This window comes from Nostoc sp. (assembly GCF_036917575.1).
In the GTDB taxonomy this organism is placed as follows: Bacteria; Cyanobacteriota; Cyanobacteriia; order Cyanobacteriales; family Nostocaceae; genus Nostoc.
In genome coordinates, this window is sequence record NZ_JBALDC010000004.1 from 48679 (window position 1) to 68660 (window position 19982).

Annotated in this window: 15 protein-coding genes; 5 read left to right on the forward strand and 10 right to left on the reverse strand. The window is 41.9% G+C overall.

Features of this window, described 5'->3' with window-relative positions:
- Positions 1–396: 396 nt before the first annotated feature.
- The 4 genes from V7K79_RS00425 to ppsA all read right to left on the reverse strand — a co-directional run bounded on the left by V7K79_RS00425 (position 397) and on the right by ppsA (position 6293).
- The gene (locus tag V7K79_RS00425) at positions 397–1983 is read right to left on the reverse strand and encodes a dolichyl-phosphate-mannose--protein mannosyltransferase (RefSeq protein WP_335043650.1); all 1587 of its coding nucleotides are present in this window, start codon (positions 1981–1983) and stop codon (positions 397–399) included.
- Positions 1984–2007: 24 nt separating this feature from the next.
- The gene (locus tag V7K79_RS00430; RefSeq protein WP_335043651.1) at positions 2008–2610 is read right to left on the reverse strand and encodes a GNAT family N-acetyltransferase; all 603 of its coding nucleotides are present in this window, start codon (positions 2608–2610) and stop codon (positions 2008–2010) included.
- 251 nt (positions 2611–2861) lie between these two features.
- The gene (locus V7K79_RS00435; protein ID WP_335043653.1) at positions 2862–3524 is read right to left on the reverse strand and encodes a glutathione S-transferase family protein; all 663 of its coding nucleotides are present in this window, start codon (positions 3522–3524) and stop codon (positions 2862–2864) included.
- 267 nt (positions 3525–3791) lie between these two features.
- Positions 3792–6293, reverse strand: coding sequence for a phosphoenolpyruvate synthase (gene ppsA / locus V7K79_RS00440; RefSeq protein ID WP_335043655.1), 2502 nt, complete (start codon positions 6291–6293; stop codon positions 3792–3794).
- A 196-nt stretch (positions 6294–6489) separates the two neighbouring features.
- Here ppsA and V7K79_RS00445 point away from each other — a divergent pair, with 196 nt between their 5' ends.
- Positions 6490–6894 (forward strand): hypothetical protein, encoded by a 405-nt coding sequence (locus V7K79_RS00445; RefSeq protein ID WP_335043795.1) that lies wholly within the window; start codon positions 6490–6492, stop codon positions 6892–6894.
- Positions 6895–7370: 476 nt separating this feature from the next.
- Here the strand turns inward: V7K79_RS00445 and V7K79_RS00450 are convergent, their stop codons facing one another.
- The 4 genes from V7K79_RS00450 to V7K79_RS00465 all read right to left on the reverse strand — a co-directional run bounded on the left by V7K79_RS00450 (position 7371) and on the right by V7K79_RS00465 (position 13394).
- Positions 7371–8603, reverse strand: a complete 1233-nt coding sequence (locus V7K79_RS00450) for an aspartate aminotransferase (RefSeq protein WP_335043658.1) — start codon at positions 8601–8603, stop codon at positions 7371–7373.
- On the reverse strand, positions 8600–9790 hold the full coding sequence (locus tag V7K79_RS00455) for an iron-containing alcohol dehydrogenase family protein (RefSeq protein ID WP_335043797.1): 1191 nt from the start codon (positions 9788–9790) through the stop codon (positions 8600–8602). The genes V7K79_RS00450 and V7K79_RS00455 overlap by 4 nt, the downstream gene beginning before the upstream one ends.
- Before the next feature lie 1141 nt (positions 9791–10931).
- Positions 10932–12482 (reverse strand): GMC family oxidoreductase, encoded by a 1551-nt coding sequence (locus V7K79_RS00460; protein ID WP_335043659.1) that lies wholly within the window; start codon positions 12480–12482, stop codon positions 10932–10934.
- A 390-nt stretch (positions 12483–12872) separates the two neighbouring features.
- Positions 12873–13394, reverse strand: a complete 522-nt coding sequence (locus V7K79_RS00465; protein WP_335043661.1) for a Ycf51 family protein — start codon at positions 13392–13394, stop codon at positions 12873–12875.
- Between the two features lie 283 nt (positions 13395–13677).
- On the opposite strand from V7K79_RS00465, the gene V7K79_RS29880 reads away from it, so the two are divergent.
- Positions 13678–13788: a DUF6888 family protein gene (locus V7K79_RS29880; protein WP_442938876.1), complete on the forward strand. Its 111-nt coding sequence runs from the start codon at positions 13678–13680 to the stop codon at positions 13786–13788.
- A gap of 296 nt (positions 13789–14084) precedes the next feature.
- Here the strand turns inward: V7K79_RS29880 and V7K79_RS00470 are convergent, their stop codons facing one another.
- Both V7K79_RS00470 and V7K79_RS00475 read right to left on the reverse strand, forming a co-directional pair.
- Entirely contained in the window at positions 14085–15449 is a 1365-nt protein-coding gene (locus V7K79_RS00470; RefSeq protein WP_335043664.1) for an O-antigen ligase family protein, read from the reverse strand.
- Positions 15431–16273, reverse strand: coding sequence for a hypothetical protein (locus tag V7K79_RS00475; protein ID WP_335043666.1), 843 nt, complete (start codon positions 16271–16273; stop codon positions 15431–15433). Before V7K79_RS00475 ends, V7K79_RS00470 begins: the two co-directional genes overlap by 19 nt.
- A 134-nt stretch (positions 16274–16407) precedes the next feature.
- On the opposite strand from V7K79_RS00475, the gene V7K79_RS00480 reads away from it, so the two are divergent.
- The 3 genes from V7K79_RS00480 to V7K79_RS00490 all read left to right on the forward strand — a co-directional run bounded on the left by V7K79_RS00480 (position 16408) and on the right by V7K79_RS00490 (position 19680).
- Positions 16408–17496 (forward strand): NAD(P)/FAD-dependent oxidoreductase, encoded by a 1089-nt coding sequence (locus tag V7K79_RS00480; RefSeq protein WP_335043668.1) that lies wholly within the window; start codon positions 16408–16410, stop codon positions 17494–17496.
- A 507-nt stretch (positions 17497–18003) separates the two neighbouring features.
- Positions 18004–18381 carry a hypothetical protein gene (locus V7K79_RS00485; protein WP_335043670.1) on the forward strand — a complete coding sequence of 126 codons (378 nt, stop codon included), beginning with the start codon at positions 18004–18006 and terminating at the stop codon, positions 18379–18381.
- 438 nt (positions 18382–18819) lie between these two features.
- The gene (locus V7K79_RS00490; protein ID WP_335043672.1) at positions 18820–19680 is read left to right on the forward strand and encodes an SIMPL domain-containing protein; all 861 of its coding nucleotides are present in this window, start codon (positions 18820–18822) and stop codon (positions 19678–19680) included.
- Positions 19681–19982 lie beyond the last annotated feature (302 nt).

A 19982-nucleotide genomic window follows, 5' to 3' on the forward strand; every position in this document is an offset into this window, starting at 1 on the left:
GTGTTTTCAACTTCAATTTTAGTTTGATTCTAGCGATATTTTAAGTACTATTGCTTATAGACAGAAGGGTTTGAGTTTATTTAATTTTTCTTAACATAGTTTTATTTTTCCACACCGTTCTACTTACTTTAAATCAACTTCAAAAAGAGGGACTTAGAGCTTAGGATTAAGTGCAGTACAGGTTAATGATACGATTACTGGTGGAAATAGTAACGATGTTGTTGATTACAGCAGTTTAGGACAACCTGTAATAATCTGACCAGTGGTTATCCAAAAAGATGCAATTGGAACTGACACTTTTAAAGATTTTGTTGAAACTGTCATCGGTGCTATCGGACAACTTAACAGTATTAATGCTACTTCTGACAGTAAAATGTATCAATAATAGTTGATTAATCAAATCCAAGAGTTGAACCACATTCGCAATTTATAACCCTCAGGAGACAGGGGTAAACCCAAATAAATGGGCATCCAGAAAATAAAAGCAGCCAGAATAATAAAAGTAATGGTGACACCTAGCGCCCGGAGTTGTTGGTAATAACTACAAAGACACCGATCGACAAACCAAGCGATCGCTAAAAATACAAACACTACTGCACACATATAGTGGTAGATAAAAACACACCTTGTCACTTCCACCCAAGGTAATAAGTTAGCAGCATAATTTATAACTAAATATAAGGCAATCCAAGTATCAACACTCAGGGTTGCAGGCATAGAAAAACGCTTTTCTTTTACCCAAGGAATTACGGGTTGTAACACCAGCATACCTACTAAAAACAACATGGCAGCGACACCAAACCACCACAAAAATGGATTGCCCATTGCATGGACATCATAAATAACTTGTCCAGCTGCGGCAGGTAAAGGCGGGCCCATCACAGGTAACGGTTCAGTGATACTTTCAGCCGTTTGATAATAATATGCCATTGGTCGAGTCATCAAAGGCCATTTATACCAGGCAGCACAGTAAGGATGTACGTTAGGACTATTTCCCCCTAAATGTAAGTGAAACTTCAAAATTTGCTGATGTACTGCAATAAATCCATAAGTTTTATCTAGTTGAAGGTGGGGAATCCAGATGATACTGTAGATAAAAGCTGGAATGATTCCTAGATAAAACAGCATTTGAAAAATATTGAGCTGAGTCAAATTTTGTAGTGGTGTCTGAGATGAGGGTGATGAGGGAGAATAAGTACTAACTTCTGCCTCCCCTGCTGCCTGCTGCCTGCTGCCCTTCGGGTTCGGCAGTCCCCCATCGACGGGAACCGCCAAGACGGGGGCTGCCTCACCTCCTGCCTCCTTTAATGAAGAGGATATAAAAAAGAGTTTGAGGTTAGGAAAAGAATGTATCAAATGAATTACCCAAGCTGCTACCCAAATGAGATAAGCACCTGATAGGAACCATAAACCATTCCACTTAGTACCGACTGAGGCACCAAAACCAATGCCAGCAAAAACTAACCACAATGAACGTCGCCGATTTTGGTTATCTAATGCTAATAATAAAAACCAGTGCCCTAACAAACCAAAAATGACGATATAAATATTACTTAGGGCATATCGAGACTCAACTAAAAAAATACCATCACAAGCTGTGAATAATCCTGCAAGTATTGCAAAGGTACGACGATAACTTAACTGATAAGCGATCGCAGCCACAACTACAGGAACAAATGAGCCAGTCAGGGCATTGAACCAACGATAAGTCCAAGGCGATCGCAATGAACCTGTCAGCCCATTTACCGTATCGTGCCCAAAAGGAATATGACTGCCAATCCAAATGCCGATACCAATAATATATTGACTTAGCGGCGGATGAGCATTAAAAAATGGCGTATGCGTGAGATAATTATTACCGAATTTGGCAAAATAAACTTCATCAAATACTAGAGTGTTGAATCGCTCCAGTCCCCAAAACCGTAAGGCAAGTGAGAGAATAAATACACTTACCATCCCAATTCGGAACCACTTTTTAGTCATTTGTCATTTGTCATTGGACATTAGTTATTCTTTCTTCCCCTGCTTCCCCTGCTTCCCCTGCTCTCCCTGCCCCCTGCTCCCCTTCCAGTCTTCAGGTGCATCTAGTTGGAACAGGAGTAACTCAATACCGTAATACTTGTTTGTAGTCCCTATTGGTTTCATACCTAGTCTTTGAGTTACACTGATTGAAGCATGATTTTCTGGCTTCACTACAGCATAAATCACTGGCAAGTTCAGGATACTAAACCCGTAGTTGAGCATAACTCGTCCTGCTTCTGTTGCATACCCTTTACCCCAAGAAGTTCGCCTCAAGTGCCAGCCTACTTCATAATCTTGAGTGGGTAAACCATCTTTGTCGGGCAATTGTTTAAGAAGGATAGTTCCCACAATTGTTGTAGTTTCCTTTTCAACAATTGCCCAAGAACCAGTACCATTGTTGCGTTGGTGCATTCGCTCGATACCTTCGATCAAGCGCTGACGCTGTGACTCAATGCTTGTGACACGAGAAACTTTGCTGAGAAAGTGCGTCACTTCAGGGTCATTATAAATTACAAACGCTTGCTCGGCATCGCGTTCGGGTATCCAACTGCGAACGATCAAGCGTTCGGTTTGCAAAAGATTTGTCATCTTGCTTTTGGCTAAAATAAATCGCCATTCTGCAAAATACTAAGATACTTATGGTTGAGCAGTCAAAAGTTTTGTAGACAATTACACAAACAAAAGATGGCGAGCGCTATGCTATGGGCAGTTATCCAGAAGTTCAACTACCGTTGGTTATGCGATGCCTGCGGCAGTAAACTACGCAAATTCTGAATCTTTCCGCAGTTCTTCAGATCGGAACCCTAACACAATCTGATCGTTTGGTATATCTGCCTTCACTAATTCGGTTGCTTGCCAGTGAAAACCGCTAATTGAGCGGCGAAAGCACGCTTGAAGGCGGGCCGCGCTTCGCCACGGGCAACATAGGTAGAGAGATTCGGATAGTCGTCCAGCATATCCGAGTTTTTCAATCTGAGCAGCACTGACACCATCATCAGGTCGCCTGCGCTGAATGCGCCATCAAGCCAGTCAGCATCTCCAAGGTGACTGGAAAGTTCTAAGAGCCGATTACGGACGCGACCTTCGACGACACGCAGACGCTGCTCGTACCAAGCCTGATCGCGCTCTAAGTACGTGGCGATTCCCCAATCAACGATTGGCGGCTCCATCGTGTTAAGTGCGGCAAACATCCATGTGATTGCTCGCGCTCGACTATTCGCATCGTCTGGCAACAGCCCTGTGTGGCCCTCCGCGATATGGAACACGATCGCTCCCGACTCGAACAGGGCGAGATCACCTGACTCGTAGGTTGGAATTTGCCCGAAAGGATGAAGCGCACGGTGCGCGGGTTCCTTCATCTCACTGAACGAAACAAGACGAACGTTGTAAGGTTGGCCCACTTCTTCGAGCGCCCAGCGAACGCGCATGTCACGCGCCAGTCCCTTGCCGCCATCAGGCGACCGTTCAAAGGCGGTAATAGTGGGTGTCATTGTCAGGGTCATGGTGATTTCTCCTTTCGATCCAATTTTCTGCTTTGGGTGTGTGTTCTGTCCGGCAAGAACAGCAACTCTAGATATCAGCGTCAAAGCTGGCATTAAAAGCACGGGCGGAACTATCGCAAAAAGACAGATGTAACACTATTACCAATAGTGTTACATTTTGCGCAGCTGATGCTGCAATTTGCGATTGGCCACTTGTATCGTTTCGCTTGCATTGGACTTTTGCCTCAACTGAGTACCCCAGAACAGTGTCAGAGGTGGAGCGACCTTTTACGAATTAGTACCCTCAACTTTTGCCACTTCCAGCATTGTCTTTAAAACTGAATCAGGATTTAGGCTAATCGAGTCAATTCCTTGTTCAACCAAAAACTGGGCAAATTCTGGATAGTCGCTGGGTGCTTGTCCACAAATGCCGATTTTGCGATCGCATTTTTTCGCGGCTTCTATCGCCATTTTTACCATTCGCTTTACACCCTGACTGCGTTCATCAAATAACTTCGCCACTAACGCCGAATCTCTATCTATCCCTAGTGTCAATTGAGTTAGGTCGTTGGAACCAATTGAAAAGCCGTCAAATACCTCAGCAAACTCCTCAGCCATAATCACATTATTCGGCAACTCACACATTACATAAATCTGCAAGTCGCTAACACCTTGCTTTAAATCATTTTTTGCCATCTCTGCCAAAACCAAACGCCCCTCATCAGGAGTGCGACAAAAGGGAATCATCGGGATAACATTCGTTAAACCCATATCTTCCCGTACCCGCCTGATGGCATGACATTCTAGGGCAAAAGCTTCTCTGTAACCTTGATCGTAGTAACGCGCCGCCCCCCGCCACCCCAGCATTGGGTTTTCTTCATGGGGTTCAAACTGTCGCCCACCTAACAAGTTGGCATATTCGTTACTTTTGAAATCTGACATTCGCACAATTACAGGTTTGGGATAAAATGCTGCGGCAATTCTACCTATACCTTGGGCTAATTTATCTACAAAATATTGGGGTTTATCCTCGTAAAGTGCGGTAATGTCAGCAATTTTAGCTTTCACAAATTCATCTTTTAATAAGTCATAGTGAATCAACGCCATTGGATGAATTTGAATTTGGTTAGCAATGATAAATTCTGTTCGCGCTAAACCTACGCCATCATTGGGAATTGCCGATAAACTCAATGCTTCTTGAGGATTACCCACATTCATTAAAATTTGAGTGCGGGTACGGGGCAAATTTTCTAAAGGAACTTCTTCCACTTCAAAAGGTAATAAGCCTGCATAAACTTTTCCCTCTTCACCTTCAGCACAAGAAATTGTTACCTCTTGACCGGGTTTTAAAATTTCTGTAGCATTGCCGCATCCAACGATCGCAGGTACACCCAATTCTCGCGCAATAATTGCTGCATGGCAGGTGCGCCCTCCAGAATTGGTGACAATTGCACTAGCGCGTTTCATAATTGGTTCCCAATCGGGATCGGTTCTCTCTGTCACCAAAACTTCCCCGACTTGAAACTGGTCTAGTTTGTGAACATCTAAAATTAGACGTGCTTTTCCCTGACTAATTGCTTCCCCAACCGCACGTCCCGTAACAAGCGGGATTAAAGATTCGGGAGTGGGAATTAGGGATTGGAAAGATTTTTCCCCAGTCCCCAGTCCCCATTCCCGATTCCCCAATACCAATCGATAACTCCGCAACACATTTCCCGTCTTCTGTGACTGGACAGTTTCGGGACGCGCTTGCACAATAAAAAGTTGGTTAGTAATCCCATCTTTTGCCCACTCAATATCCATTGGCGTGAAAATGCCGTGGACTTGGGAATAATGGTCTTCAATTAAACACGCCCAATTTGCTAGTTGTAAAATCTCTTCATCACTCAGAGCGAATTTTCCTCTTTCGCTGGGCGAAACCGAAACATTTTTCGTAAATTTGGAGCCGTCATCATAAATCATTTTCAGTTCTTTACTACCCAATCTTTTATCGATAATTGGGCAAAAACCAGCTTTTAAAGTTGGTTTAAAAACATAATATTCATCGGGATTTACAGACCCCTGAACAACATTTTCACCTAACCCGTAGGCGGCTGTAATCAGTGCTGCATCCTTAAAACCTGTTTCTGTATCGATAGAGAACATTACCCCAGAGGTTGCTAAGTCAGAGCGCACCATTTTTTGCACACCCACAGCTAAAGCAATGCTAAAGTGGTCAAATCCCTTGGTGTGGCGATAAGAAATGGCGCGATCGGTAAATAGAGACGCAAAGCATTTGTGACAAGCTGCTAAAACTCCTTCGACACCGACAACGTTGAGGTAAGTTTCCTGCTGTCCAGCAAAACTAGCATCGGGAAGGTCTTCAGCAGTGCCACTAGAACGGACTGCCACATCTGTGTCTGCATTGTATTGTTCACAAAGACTATTGTATGCTGTGGCGATCGCCTCGCGTAATTCTACTGGAAATGGTGTGTGGATTAATAGCGATCGCGCTTTTTTTCCGCGTTCACGTAAATTTTTGACATCTTCAACATCCAAGTCAGCAAAGAGGTTACGTAGTTTTGCTTCTAACCCTGCTGATTGAATGAAATGACGATAAGCGTAAGCAGTAGTAGCAAATCCTGTGGGAACGTTAATGCCTTTGGGTGTTAACTGTTGAATCATTTCCCCTAGTGAGGCATTTTTACCACCAACTACTGGTATATCAGCAATACCAATTTCATCAAACCAGAGAATGAGCGATCGTTCTTGGGCAGATAAAGACAAAGTGCTTTTAGAAACTATAGTCATAAATATTACCTTTTAAGTTTATACTCAACTTTTAAGTGCATAATTGCTACTATATTTATTTTTGCCATATTCAACTTGAGATTTTTAGCTCTGTCCCGTAGTTTGATATTTGGCGATAAAATACAAAATTATCAGCAAGAAAAATTAACGATTATCCAGTTTAATAACTCGATCAAAATACCAAGTATAATACATGATGACCCAGCTAGAACGACTCCAAAAAATGGCAGAAGATGAACTAACTGAATACAGCACTGATGCCCGCAAAATAGAAAAACTACGCCGTAAAATAAGTTTAACAGTGTCGCTAACTGAACAGCAGCAAGTCAAAGAGGCATTACTTGCTACGATGAAATCTAATATAATTAACCAAGTTATAGAAGAACAAAGACAAACAGTAGCATTACCATTTTGGGGAATTGCTGGATTGGGTTTGTTACTAGGAATTTCTTTAAATCAACCCATAGGCTTGTTAGCGTCTGTAATTGGAACTGTATTAGCTTATAGAATTCAGAAATTGGGTTGGAAATTGCAGGCAAATCGTTTATTGTTACAAACATTGTCAGATATTGAAATAAGTATTACTCAACCCACTAAGTAACAATAAAGATGTATTTTATCCATAAATTATTTATGTATTTGTCATATAAGATACTTTTCAATTAGTTAATCACTTAATTTACATCTTGTAAGCACTTAACAATTCCTTTGGGATTACCATAGCAAAAAAATTAGATTTTGGATTTAAGATTAGGTATTCATTAAAAAAGACAAGAAGCAGAAGGCAGTCTTCCATAAGCTCGAACTCCCTTCGTTTTTATTCAATAGACCTCTTGCACAAATGCAAAATTCGTCCACCCTGCGGGATCTTGCTACATCCCCCAACCCCTTCTCCCAAATTTGGGAGAAAAGGAGTCAAATTCAAAGTCCCTCTTCCAAGCTTGGGAGAGGGATTTAGGGTGAAAGCTCATTGATTTATGCAAGAAGTCTATCGTTAACTCTTTCTACTTTTTTACATGATCTCAAAGACCATCAGCAAAAATTTTAGTCATGTAATATTGGTTTTCCCTTCTATAATCAACTAACGAGATCGGCGATCGCCTCTGAAGGAGAGACTACGCTTTCAGGCTGATAGCGGATTCCAGCTTGCTTGAACCGATGTAAAGCTTCACCCAAGCGATCGCAGTCTGCAATCAAACTGATCCTGACATAACCCTCACCTGCAACCCCAAAGGCATTACCTGGAGTAACCACAACGCCTGTTTGTTGCAACACATTCAAGGCAAAATCTGTGGAACCAACATCAACGGGACACTTCACCCAAAGATACATTGTCGCCTTAGTTTTGGGTATATCCCAACCCAACTCTCCTAATCCTTGAATGAGGAAATCGCGGCGGGTACGGTAGCGTTGTTGTACCTCATGCAAATACACATCTGGCAGTTGCAAAGCTGTTTCGGCTGCTGTTTGTAATGCGGCAAAAATGCCGTAATCCAAGTTAGTTTTCAGTGTTCGCAAACCTTGAATTACATGGCGATTACCCACGACAAACCCGACGCGCCAACCAGCCATATTGTATGTTTTAGATAAGGTGTGAAATTCGACACCAATATCTTTTGCGCCGGGAATTTCTAACAAGCTAGTCGGTTGATAACCATCAAAAGCTAATTCGGCATAACACAAATCATGCACCAGCAAAATTTCATGTTTGCGGGCGAAGGCGACAATTTCTTCAAAAAATTCGCGGGGGGCGGTGGCGGCGGTAGGATTGCTGGGATAGTTGAAATAGAGTATCTTGGCTTGTTTTGCAACCTCATCAGGAATGGCAGCTAAATCAATTAACCAGTTGTTTTCGGGTTTAAGAATCAAGCTGTGGATCTTCCCCCCGGCGATCGCCGGGCCGCGAAAATGTGCCGGATAAGCTGGGGAAGGAACCAGAACTAAATCACCAGGGTTAACGTAGGCGATCGCTAAATGAGTTAATCCTTCTTTAGAACCGAGAAGTGGCAAGGCTTCACTATCAGGATCGAGAACCACATCATAACGGCGACGATACCAGTTAGTGATGGCACGGCGGAAACTAGCTGTGCCCTCAAAGGGTGGATAACCGTGATTAGCAGGATCTTTTAAAGCTGCGATCGCTGCTTCTACTACTGGTGCTGGCGTTGCACCATCGGGGTTTCCCATACCCAAGTCAATTAAATCTAACCCTTGTTCCCGCGCTTTAGCTTTCAGTTCATCTAAACGGGCAAATACATAAGGTGGTAGTTTTTGTATGCGTTCTGCTGGGACAATCCAATTTAAACTCATAAAACCTCGTCACTCATTCCCTTGGGCGAAACTCGATTTGTTATATCTCTACTATCTATAGGTGCAGTGGTAGAAACCATTGCCGCCATCAACTGTTCTGGCGCAACTTTAAACGGTAGTCGATGGATGTCAGAATTAGGAACTAGAGCCATTTCGGCGGCTGTTTGCAATTCGCCTAATGTAATATTGCCCAATCCCAAATCACTTAATTTTTGGGGTAGTCCAATTTCTGTATAGAACTTTAACAACTGTTGCCGTGCTGATGCAGCAAGTTGATTGCCTTGTAGCATTTCTTCTAAACGCAGTTGCACCAAAATTCCAAAAGCAACTTTTTCGCCATGAATACTGCCATGTCCTGAAATATGAGTTAAACCGTTATGCACGGCATGGGCGGCAACTGTGCGACACTGTGCCCCTCCAAGTCCCCCAACTACCCCAGCTAATAAAACAGTGGCATCTACCACTTCTCGCCAAACCTCACAATCTGGTTCTGCAAGGGCAACGGCTGACTTTTGCAAGAGGATATCTCGCAAAACTCGTGCTTGTTGCACCGCAGCAATAATTAAAGTATCTTGCAAGTGTCCACTGCTAACTGAGGCTTCGTACCACTTAGCGATCGCATCACCAATTCCAGCTACTAAGGTACGTTGTGGTGCAGTTTTAATCAAGTCATAATCGAGTATCAATAAATCGGGACAACGAGATAGCCCTACATCGTAGAGAAAAGCCCCATCTTCCGAATAAACATTCGATAAGGCACTCCAAGCTGCACAAGTAGCCCCGGAAGTGGGAATTGTCACCACTGGTAGATGTAACTGCTGCGCGACTAATTTCGCTGTATCTAGGGCTTTGCCACCACCAACACCGATAATTAGATCAGCTTTATGTTCTTTTGCTTTCTTTTGTAAAGATTTCAGGCTAGCTTCGCAGCAATCTGCACCATAAGAAGCTTGGACAGTATGTAACTGCTGCGCTTCTAAAACTAGTTGTAAATTTTGTTGGCTGATGGCGAGAGTAGACTTACCTGCCACAATTAAGGGACGACTTCCCAAACAGGCAATCTCTGCTGCCGCTGTTTGCAACACCCCACAACCACGGATTACTTTTGCCGGGGAAACTGTAAGTGTAAATAATGAACTAGAGGTTTGAGTAGACAAAGAAGGTTGAGTAGAAAAATTATTGGGCATATAATCTCGTTTATCAAAACCTTGATATTTCTTAATCAAATAGACTAGCGATCGAGGATACTTGTTGCCAAGCTGGTTTTTGGATGGCTCCAACTTTCCACCTGGCTTATCTAAATTTTAGCCAAGCAATTAAATAGACAAGTCCTGTTGCCGACTGATTGGGTAGTTTGACGCCATTGTTTGAATCTATAAATACCCATTGACCTGAAATTCCGAACTATCAAAGTTTTGAATAACCGTATAATTAATTAACATTACCATTGTCAGATTCTCAAGAAAAGCAATCGAGAGTTGATAATGTGTAAGCGATCGTGCTATGTCATGTAATTTTTAGCTACAGATATATAGGTAAGGTATACAAATATATGCCCCTACAACTCCTTGATTTACTGAAGTAATTTTGAAAATGGCAACAGGGGCAATTAAGACAAAAACTGACAAATTAGAACTCTTAGTACCCATTACCCCACGCTGATTAACTTTTTCCCACAGTATAACCACTAAAGTGTGAATATCTTAATCTAAAAATAACCATTAATGTATCAGTAAATACAAAATAATTTTTGTTATCCTGATAACAGGTAAACTACTTTTTTTCTCTGAACATGGGGCATGGAGCATGGAGTAATGGCACTAGAAAAAGCTCTAAGCTATGTGGGGTAAGGGCTACAGCTTTAATTGCCACTCTTGCAGTAATGGCATGAGTCAGGTGATGCCTTCTCTTCTCTTTCAGAGACGAAGACAGCGAATGACGAACGCCGATAGAGGGATAATGTACAGTTATCTAAAAATTGTTGGAGGTAGAAAAAGCTTACTCGTTCATTCCATACTTTACTTTTTTGAGATGAGCAGGCGAATAGGATAATTACTACTGTGACACTGCGAGTACAAATTCTTAAGGATAAATTTAATTCATCTTTGGGTTCAAAGAATTCGCTAACAAAGTCCTAATATTCGTAAACCACTTTGTCTTTTCCATATCCGGTGAAAAGTCAGATTTCTATTTCTCATCCCACGCAAAGTGTTTCTTGAAAGCATCCCACACGCGGCGCTTGCCACCCGTGACGAATGAAAGAAACATAAATCCTCTGTGTTGTTACTTTTCACTCCTCACTCTTTACTCAGCACTCAGCACTCAGCACTATTTCTTCAGAGTTACTTGCTGTGAAACGCAAAGAGCGGCTTTAATTAAATCAGCTGCTTTTTCGCCGATCATAATTGTCGGTGCGTTCGTATGTCCCGTGATTAAAGTTGGCATAATTGAGGCATCGACGACACGCAACCCTTTGACCCCATATACCCGTAGTTCAGGGTCTACAACCGCCATTGAGTCAGTTCCCATTTTGCAGGTGCCGATAGGATGATACACAGTATTGCAAACTTCTCGGATGTAAGCAACGAGTGCTTCATCGCTAGTCACATCGGCACCAGGCGCAACTTCTCTGCCTCGAAACTCATCAAAGGCACTAGTATGAAACAATTTACGTATTAATTTAATCCCGTCAACTAGCTTTTGCACATCGGATTGACTTTGCAGATAGTTCAGCCGAATCATTGGTGTATCTTTGGGATCGGGCGATCGCAAACTGATACTGCCAATGTTTTGGGGATGATTCAAAACGATTATACCCGTGAAACCTAAGCCAGAGTTCGGATACTCAGGAGGTACTCTCAAAGTGGAAGCGAAGATCAACTCTAAATCTGGCGCAGCGCCTAGATGACCCTCGCTATGCAAAAATAATCCAGTTTCACTTATCCCATTACTGTGTAAATCCTGAGTCGCCTCGTATGGCACAAAAACGCAAACGTGGTCTTGGAGGTTTTGTCCGACACCTGGTAAATCAACAACGACCGGAATTCCCATTCCTTGCAGGTACTCTGCATCGCCAATGCCGGAAAGCATCAGTAGTTTGGGCGAATCGAACGCACCAGCACTTAAAATCACCTCTTTGTTGACCTTGACCTGGTGCAGTATGCTCTCGTGCAGATATTCCACCCCAACAGTGCAAGTTCCCTCAAAAAGCAACCGAGTCACTAACGCTCCAGTCATTGTTGTCAAATTGGGACGCTTGAGAATTGGCATCAGGAATGCAGCAGCAGTACTGTGTCGTTTACCATCCTTGATAGTTACCTGAAAAGGCCCCGCACCTGACTGCTGCATTCCGTTAAAATCAGGATTTTCGTCATAACCCATTGTCAGACATGCATCTACAAATCGTTGGGATATTGCAGATGGGGAAATGACATCGGTCACGCTCAACTCGCCATCTACACCGTGGTATTCGGAAACACCTCGTTGTTGATTCTCAGATTTTTTGAAATAGGGCAATATATCCTGGTAACTCCAACCGGAATTCCCCAATTCCCTCCAGTGGTTATAATCGTGATAATTGCCTCGAATATAAGTCATGAAATTAATCGAACTGCTGCCACCCAAGACTTTGCCACGGGGACAAAGGATTTTGCGACCCTTGAGGTAGGGTTCTGGTTCAGAGAAATAGCCCCAGTCCACCTCGGAGCCTGGTAGGTTTCTACATTCCGACGGGATTTGAATCTCCGGTTTTGTATCCTTTTTGCCTGCTTCGAGTAACAACACAGTGGTTTTGGGATCTTCTGTCAGACGGTTGGCGACAACGCAGCCTGCCGAACCTGCACCAATCACAATGTAGTCATATTGGTTTTTAATTACCATTCCCCTGAATCAAGAACGTTTTGCTGTGTAATCATTTACCCAATACCACAATTACTCTCGACTTTCAAGAGCAGCTTTGAGAGCGTGTATTGCTCAACCTCTGATGTAACACCAATTCAAAGTCATGGCAATCGCCAGCACTGGTGCGTTCGTCGTTCGCGTTAGCGTCTTTGAAAAAGAAGACGTTGCCGTTGGCGTACTCCTACGGAGAAGCAAGCTACGTGTTAGCGTCTCTGAAAGAGAAGAGAAGGCATTGCCTGAATCATGCCATTACTACGGCAGAGGGAATTAAAGCTGTAGTCCTTATTCTGCAAACCTTATAGCTTCTCTTAGTGCCATTCGGGCATGGGGCATTAATTATTCTTCTCCTCCGTCCCTGCTCCCTGTCTCTTAAGCGTTGTGTTTTGGCAATTTAGCAAAATTATCTGTGTAAATTTTGACTATTACTGGGGAATTTTGATGAGAAATGAGCGATCGCTTGGCCTCGCCCAAGTAAACTGGGACAGAAATCCCTGTTTCCTGATGAATAATGGTACGGGCACGAACTGTCAACTTGTCGTCTTCTAGCGTACCTGAGCGACCATAAGAAAAGAGATTACTAGCTGCTTGACGTAAAGTTGCTTCTAATTGTGTGGGTGTAATTTGGGGTGATGTGGCAATCACCGCTTGTGTTGAGCCATTGTCATAAACTAGAGTGTACCGGGCTGCTCCGGGAATCACAGTCCGACTCAAGGGGACTATTGAGAGTCCAAATAAACCAGCAGTCACCACCAGCATAAAGCCAGTCGTACCCACCAACCGAAAGCGGATGCCCCATTTGAGAATAAAAGCCAAAAATGTCAAGGCAGCAAATATCAATGTAGCTATACCTGACCATTGGGTGTACTGAAGAAAGTTAGCTGTTGTAAGCATAAGGTTGGTTATGGAGGCGTCTTTTTTTCGTTACCGACACACCCATTTTACCGAGAGCTTACATCGATTACCTGTGAGGTTGCATAGATATATAGATAGAACAACTTGCTCAAGCCGCTTGTATCACCAAGCCTAATTTTGTGCAGTTTCACAAAGAATTGGTACTAGACCATAAAGATCATAATAAAGTTTCAACTTGTGTTTAGCCTAAGTTTAGCGGTGAATGGAGCCAACCTCAGAACAATTGAAACAGTTATACAGAGTCTTGACTTGGCTAACGTGAATGTATCTCCCGGTTTACCTAGTTAGCTTAGATGAACGAATAGATAACATCGTAGTAATAGCAGATGAAGAGATACAAATAAATAGGTTCTGGTGGGTTACAAAGACCTAATTTCACTTCAGTAACCATATTTTACATTCCTTTATAAAAGATAAAAATTTTCAGATATTGGTCAAATTCAATATTTTTCAGATGGCGTTTAACTAAATAAAAATAATAAATATACAAAAGGGCATCTACAAGAGATGCCCGTCATGTAGGAAAACCCCAAAGGGATGTCCCTACACCTTCCCAACAATCAGCAACAGTGACTAATTAGGTATTAGTCACACTCACAGACGTGAATATAACAATCTTATTAACTTAAAACTCTCAAGTCCCCAGTGCATACACTGAAAAACTAATAGCTAATTCTGATGAGATGCAAGTCTGTCTTTTTCATGATTACGATGTACTACTCCAGAAATGGCAGCCAAAATTAACCATGAAAGCGTATTTAAACGAAAATCGAAGAGAGTTACATCTACTGTATTTAATAAAATCCACCCAACAAAAGCTAGAAGATAACTGAAAAATATCAATCTGTCTCCTGTATTTAGATATTTTGATTTTTGCAGTAATTGGACACCTGTAATCAAAATCCAAGCGAGCAAGCCACAAAATAAAAAAGCACTGGGAAAACCAGTTTCAGCAGATAACATCAAAAAAAAGTTATGGGGATGACCCAAGGAAATCTGCATCTTTGCTTTGTAAAGTGCACTAAAACTGCGTAATCCCCAGCCAGTCCAAGGATGTTGTTGAGCTAAAGACCAGGCAAATTCCCACTGAGTTGTTCGCATTAAAGCGACTGGTCTATCTGGATACATATCGTCATTTAACCTTGCCCAAAAGAATGCAGGAACTACCAAACGAAAAATTTGAGCGACTGATGAGGGAGCAAAAGCTGCCAAAAGCACACTAGAGACGATCGCCACAACGCTACCTACAAGAATGCGCCAACCTTGGTAGAGTGCATAAGCTAAACAGGCAAAAATAGCGATCGCCCATCCATTGCGTGAGTTCGTGAAAATCAAGGTAATAAAGTTTACAATCACCGCCACTGTTAGGAAGAGAAAGGGAACCGGGGAGTGGGGTGCAGTCAGTCTTTCCCCTCTGCCTCTTATACCCAATCTCCAATACCTCATCCCTAATCGCCATTGTTCGATCCATAGCCCTAGACTAAGAATGAAAACTATTACTAGATAAGCTGCGAAGGTGTTAGCGTGCAAGAAAAGTGAAGCGATACGACCTGGTGGGTTTCCGCCTGGTGCGATTGTCCAACTAAACACAACCCACACAAACTGGAACTTGAAACTCCAGCCTAAAAATAACTGTCCCAAGCCCATAATTGCTACTGGCATGGAACCGATCACTACAATCCAAGCCATTTGCCGCAATTGGGCAAATGTTTGAATCAGAGCGCTATGAGCAGCAAAAACTATAAAGAATGGTAATAAATTAAATAAGCCGAGGAAAGCTGCTGTTTTGTCTTGGGCAAACCCAACAGTCACGATCAGCAATACACTCAAAAGGGCAAATCCCCAATTGAGGGGGCGGCGGCTAATTTTGCGGTATTGTTGCACCAAAGTTATTAATGATACAAAACTTATAGTCACCGCCCCCACTAAAGGACTCAATGGGAAGATTAACAGTGCCCATAGAGAGTAGTTCCAAGAAGATTGCCAACGAGATTTGAAATAGTCAAAAACCTTGTTCAAGCTGGCTCCCAACATTCCTCACGGGTGAGGCGAATTTGAGCTAAGGTGAAGATAGTAGGAATGATCCGACCATAGTTAGTGGCGATCGCTCTCCAGCCTAAATCCGCAAAAAACCAAGTCCACATCATTGGGCCGATTGCGGCAAACATCACGCGGGCTGCCCCATAACGAGCTGCACTTACTGTCATACCCCGTTGCGCCATTTGCATTGTTACATAGGTTTGAAATTGAGTTGCAGCTGCTTCTGAGCCTGTAATTGCCGCTTGTTTTGCTACTTCATAAGTAGCAAAGTGGATGGCAAATTGACGGGCAATTTGTTTAAGCACAAGTGGCTGGAGAAGAGAAGTAACCGCTAGCGCACTACCGCCTTTAAAAAGTAATCCCAAGGGATCGCGTTGCAATAAAAGTGGTAGGGGTTGTTTTAGTTCTGATTTCAGCAGTTGACGCTGCACTCTTATAGTCAATTTTTGCTTTTCCTGTTCCGGCAATTTTTTCCACACCTGTCCTAGCAGATGCAAAAATACTTCTGCTTCTAAATCAATAGTTGCCAGCTGATAAGAATAGGGAATTTTTAGATACTTACATACTTGAACTAACGCTTGTCGGTAAGTTACCTGGCTTGTGCGTCCCCGTAATACTGTCATCCCATCTGCCGCCAAAAAACGAAAGCGACCCTCTAGCGCATCTAACCAAGCTTTGCGGTCTCGGCTTTGTACTTCGATGGGTTCGGGTGTGTGTACATAGTCTAAGGGATTGAACTTACGACTAAATAGAATTGCCGTTAAGTCTTGCAATTCTTCTTCGGTCGCTAACTCCAGCGCCGCCCTCATTTCATCCAATTTCCCTTCCTCCCTTCCGTGCAGCTTTCTGTACCTTATTCTACTATTAGCTTTCAGCAGTCATTAGTAGTAATTTTGTCCTTTGATAATAACCAATAACTAATGACCAATAATTAACTAGGGACTATTAACTCATGACTGATATTGCAGTAATTGGTGCCGGAATTGCCGGTTTAGTCTGTGCCCAGCAGTTAAGTCAAGCGGGATATTCGGTGGTAGTGGTGGAAAAGTCGCGTGGTTTGGGAGGAAGATTAGCTACACGCCGCTTGCATGGAACTTTGGCAGATCATGGGGCTTGTTACCTGAAGCCAAAGGGTGAATTATTTAGACGTTTTGTAGAAATATTGCGCGATCGCCATATCCTCGAAGTTTGGACAGAGGAAGTTTACGAACTCGCAGCAGGTGTTCCTTTATCTGAACCCAATAACCGCAGTCCGCGATATATCGCACCTGGGGGAATGAGTGCGATCGCTAAATCCCTGGCTCCAGGTTTAGAAATATTACTGAATCAGCGTGTTATTGCTATTACTTCAACTCCCGAAAATAGCTGGCGTTTGACTCTGGAATCTAGTAATGAAGAATTAACTGCAAAAGCTATAGTGATTGCTATTCCTGCACCCCAAGCTGTGATGCTCTTAGAACCTTTGGGTGCAAGTGTATTGGATGCAGCTTTTCTTGATAACTTGCGTTCTGTAGAATTTTATCCTTCGATTAGTGCGATCGCTGGATATCTTTCTACATCTCAACCCCTCCCTGAATGGAAAGCCCTAAATTTTGTGGATGATGCTGATTTAGCATGGATTGGTTTGGACAGTAGCAAGCGCCCTAACTCTCAACAACCACATTTTGTGGTGCAAAGTAGCGCTAATTTTGCCCAACGTTATCTTGAATCACAGGATTTACAACCTGTCGGACAATATATGTTGCAACAAGCAGCTAAATCTCTGTCTCTTCCTTGGTTAAATACTCCCGAATGGATGCAAGTACATCGTTGGCGTTATGCCTTTCCTAGCCGTCCTTGGGACAATGCTTTTTTGTCTGCTGGAACTGCCTTACCTTTAGTTTGCTGTGGTGATTGGTGTGGTGGCAATCTTGTCGAAGGTGCGATGCTTTCTGGATTAGCTGCGGCTGATGAAATTAACAATCAGTTACGTGATCTACCTTTCGATAATGTGAACTTTTTAAACATTTTTACACGATCATTTAATCTGTCGCTAGACTGATTCTGCACTACAGTGAGTTGCCATTTTTTTAACTGACTAAATCAAAGTGCAACAAATAACCTTTTTAGATGAAATAGCAAATTTTGTCCCAAGTCTAAAAAGTGATATCAATTACTCAAAAAGCTTAACTTCACTCAAAACTTGTTCCTAATTCAAGTTATTTTATTGCTGTTAACCTTGATCCCCTAGCTTTAGTGCTGCGTTTTATGTAGATTTCTGCCTTTTTGGTAGAAATTTGAAATAATTAGGATTATAAATATAAAATGTCAGTAACTTACCAGATTATGAGACGCTACTTTCATAAGCAATGCTGTGAAACAGTATAAAGCTTAACTAAAAAAGTAAAGTCAAATGTCTGATAGTGTACCAAGATAAGAGGCTAGTTTCAGGGTTGATTGCATCTATCAGTTAAAAGTAATTTGACTGATTATCATCAGGACATCCCCATCTAAAAAAGTTATTCTCTCCACTAAGCATTAACTTGATTAAAAAAGGAGTTTAAAAACCATGAAAACGGTAATTAATTTAACACAACAATCAATAGTGGCAGAAATTGAAAGTATTTTGAATACATATCCATCCGATCCATATCAACAAGCCTTTGCGATTCCTGATTTACGCCAAGAGCTAATCACTTTTGTCCTCAATCGCATTCCTTCCTTTTACAGCGTCATGTCTGACGAACAGATCCCGCTAACGGAGGCTGAACAAGGAAGCTTGGCTTATTACGAATTGCCTGGTAAACCCTTAGAGCAGCAACTACATTTACAGAATTTGATTCACCAAGGCATTTGTCTAATCGTTCAAGAAAAGTCAGATTGGATTAGCCATCGTGTTTATGAAACAGTTGAACCAACTTCTGAACCTTCCCACTGGTTTGGTTAATATAACAGGAGGCAGGAGGCAGATCGCTTTTAGCGTCTCCCCTTCTCCCTTTGGGAGAGGCTAGCGCCAAGGGAGAAGGCAGGAGGTAAAACTATTACTATTCCTAGCTTTCACTCTTTTAAAATGTCCTAACCTATGTGACTACGGCTATAGTTCTAATAATATTTGCCTCTCTACTGAAATATAATTATGTCCACAGTTAAATTTTGAATATTGAGCCAATCCCAAGTCTTTTACACTGACTTTAGTCGTGGGATTGGTTCAATATTTTTTGCTAAAGCGCAACCCTTCTTTGATGGTTGGTACTATACGTAGAATTAGGGATGAGGATTAGAATAATTCTTTCCCAGTCTTTAATCCTCAATTCTCAATCACCAGTACTTTTTTAGTCAATTATTTAGATAAAGGATTCAGTATATTCCTCTTGAGGTGTAAACTTTGACAATTACTAAGTTCAAAGGACATTCCCAGGATATGAGAAAAATAACTGCTTTAATGCTGCTAAGTATTACTGTGACTGTTGGAGTAGGGACATTAACACCCAAAGTTACTAACGCCCAATTATTTTACCCACCAGCAAGCGATCGCCATTCACTAATGGTAATCGGTCAAGGGGTAGTGAGAGTACCAGCGGATACAGCGGATATTGAGTTGGTATTCAGTAGCGGAGGTAGCAATGATGAGTTACAAACGCAACCATCATCTCTATCCGAAACCCGCCGCATATCCTCACCGACTCTACTTTTAAATTACAAAACAGCAGCAGAACCTTTACCAAGTAAAAAATCCCTAACTAAAGCAACTCTTCAGCCTGTAGTTAATAGCCTGGTTGCTAAAGGAATTAGTGCTGATAAAATTCAAGTGCAAATTAACCCTAATTCTAGTGAAAATAACGCCAAAATATTAGTAAGACTAGAAAAACCAACGCGCGATCGCGTCCAGGAAATTGTTGCTACAGCAAATAAGTCCACGAGCCAAATTGAAAACCTTTCTGTCAAAAGTGTGGGTGTTGAATATGCAGTCAATGACTGTCAGGCTTTGCAGAGTTCAGTTTATCAATCAGCAATGAAAGATGCTCAAAGCCGCGCTCAGGCTTTAGCAACTGCAATGGAAGTTAAACTTAGTACTCCTTCTGTAGCCGAGCCATTTTACACATTATTTTATCCATCATGTAATTCTAAAACTGGAGTTACTTTGCCATCATTTGCTAGTTTTTTATTATCACCAGCTTATAATCCAGATGCTCCAGCAGAAGTTGAAATGAAAAAGGATATTTTTGTGACATATACAACGAAATAAACATTTATATTTAGTGCGATCGCACTTTTATTTTGTCTAAATCAGAAGTGCGGTCGCTTAATTATTTTATTCGGAGTCGAATCAATAAAGAGACGTGCGATCGCGCTGATTCTTAACTTCGTATTTTATAAAGTTATTTATATAAATTCTCATGTTTAACTTTTGATATTAATTAGCATTTACTTGTATATAATTATAGTAATTCTATACATAAAAGTATAAAAGAACATTAAAATTTTGGAGAAATAAAGACGATGATGACAATGATAATAGTTTTTTAAACTTACTTTAAAAACAGATTA

What these genes read in the sequence shown, in the direction of transcription:
- V7K79_RS00455 (WP_335043797.1), bottom strand. Translation starts at nt 9,790, where the DNA reads ATGCCCAATAATTTTTCTACTCAACCTTCTTTGTCTACTCAAACCTCT.
- V7K79_RS00450 (WP_335043658.1), bottom strand. Translation starts at nt 8,603, where the DNA reads ATGAGTTTAAATTGGATTGTCCCAGCAGAACGCATACAAAAACTACCA.
- V7K79_RS00460 (WP_335043659.1), bottom strand. Translation starts at nt 12,482, where the DNA reads ATGGTAATTAAAAACCAATATGACTACATTGTGATTGGTGCAGGTTCG.
- V7K79_RS00430 (WP_335043651.1), bottom strand. Translation starts at nt 2,610, where the DNA reads ATGACAAATCTTTTGCAAACCGAACGCTTGATCGTTCGCAGTTGGATA.
- V7K79_RS00445 (WP_335043795.1), top strand. Translation starts at nt 6,490, where the DNA reads ATGACCCAGCTAGAACGACTCCAAAAAATGGCAGAAGATGAACTAACT.
- V7K79_RS00470 (WP_335043664.1), bottom strand. Translation starts at nt 15,449, where the DNA reads ATGTTGGGAGCCAGCTTGAACAAGGTTTTTGACTATTTCAAATCTCGT.
- V7K79_RS00425 (WP_335043650.1), bottom strand. Translation starts at nt 1,983, where the DNA reads ATGACTAAAAAGTGGTTCCGAATTGGGATGGTAAGTGTATTTATTCTC.
- ppsA (WP_335043655.1), bottom strand. Translation starts at nt 6,293, where the DNA reads ATGACTATAGTTTCTAAAAGCACTTTGTCTTTATCTGCCCAAGAACGA.
- V7K79_RS00485 (WP_335043670.1), top strand. Translation starts at nt 18,004, where the DNA reads ATGAAAACGGTAATTAATTTAACACAACAATCAATAGTGGCAGAAATT.
- V7K79_RS29880 (WP_442938876.1), top strand. Translation starts at nt 13,678, where the DNA reads ATGTATCTCCCGGTTTACCTAGTTAGCTTAGATGAACGAATAGATAAC.
- V7K79_RS00465 (WP_335043661.1), bottom strand. Translation starts at nt 13,394, where the DNA reads ATGCTTACAACAGCTAACTTTCTTCAGTACACCCAATGGTCAGGTATA.
- V7K79_RS00435 (WP_335043653.1), bottom strand. Translation starts at nt 3,524, where the DNA reads ATGACCCTGACAATGACACCCACTATTACCGCCTTTGAACGGTCGCCT.
- V7K79_RS00480 (WP_335043668.1), top strand. Translation starts at nt 16,408, where the DNA reads ATGACTGATATTGCAGTAATTGGTGCCGGAATTGCCGGTTTAGTCTGT.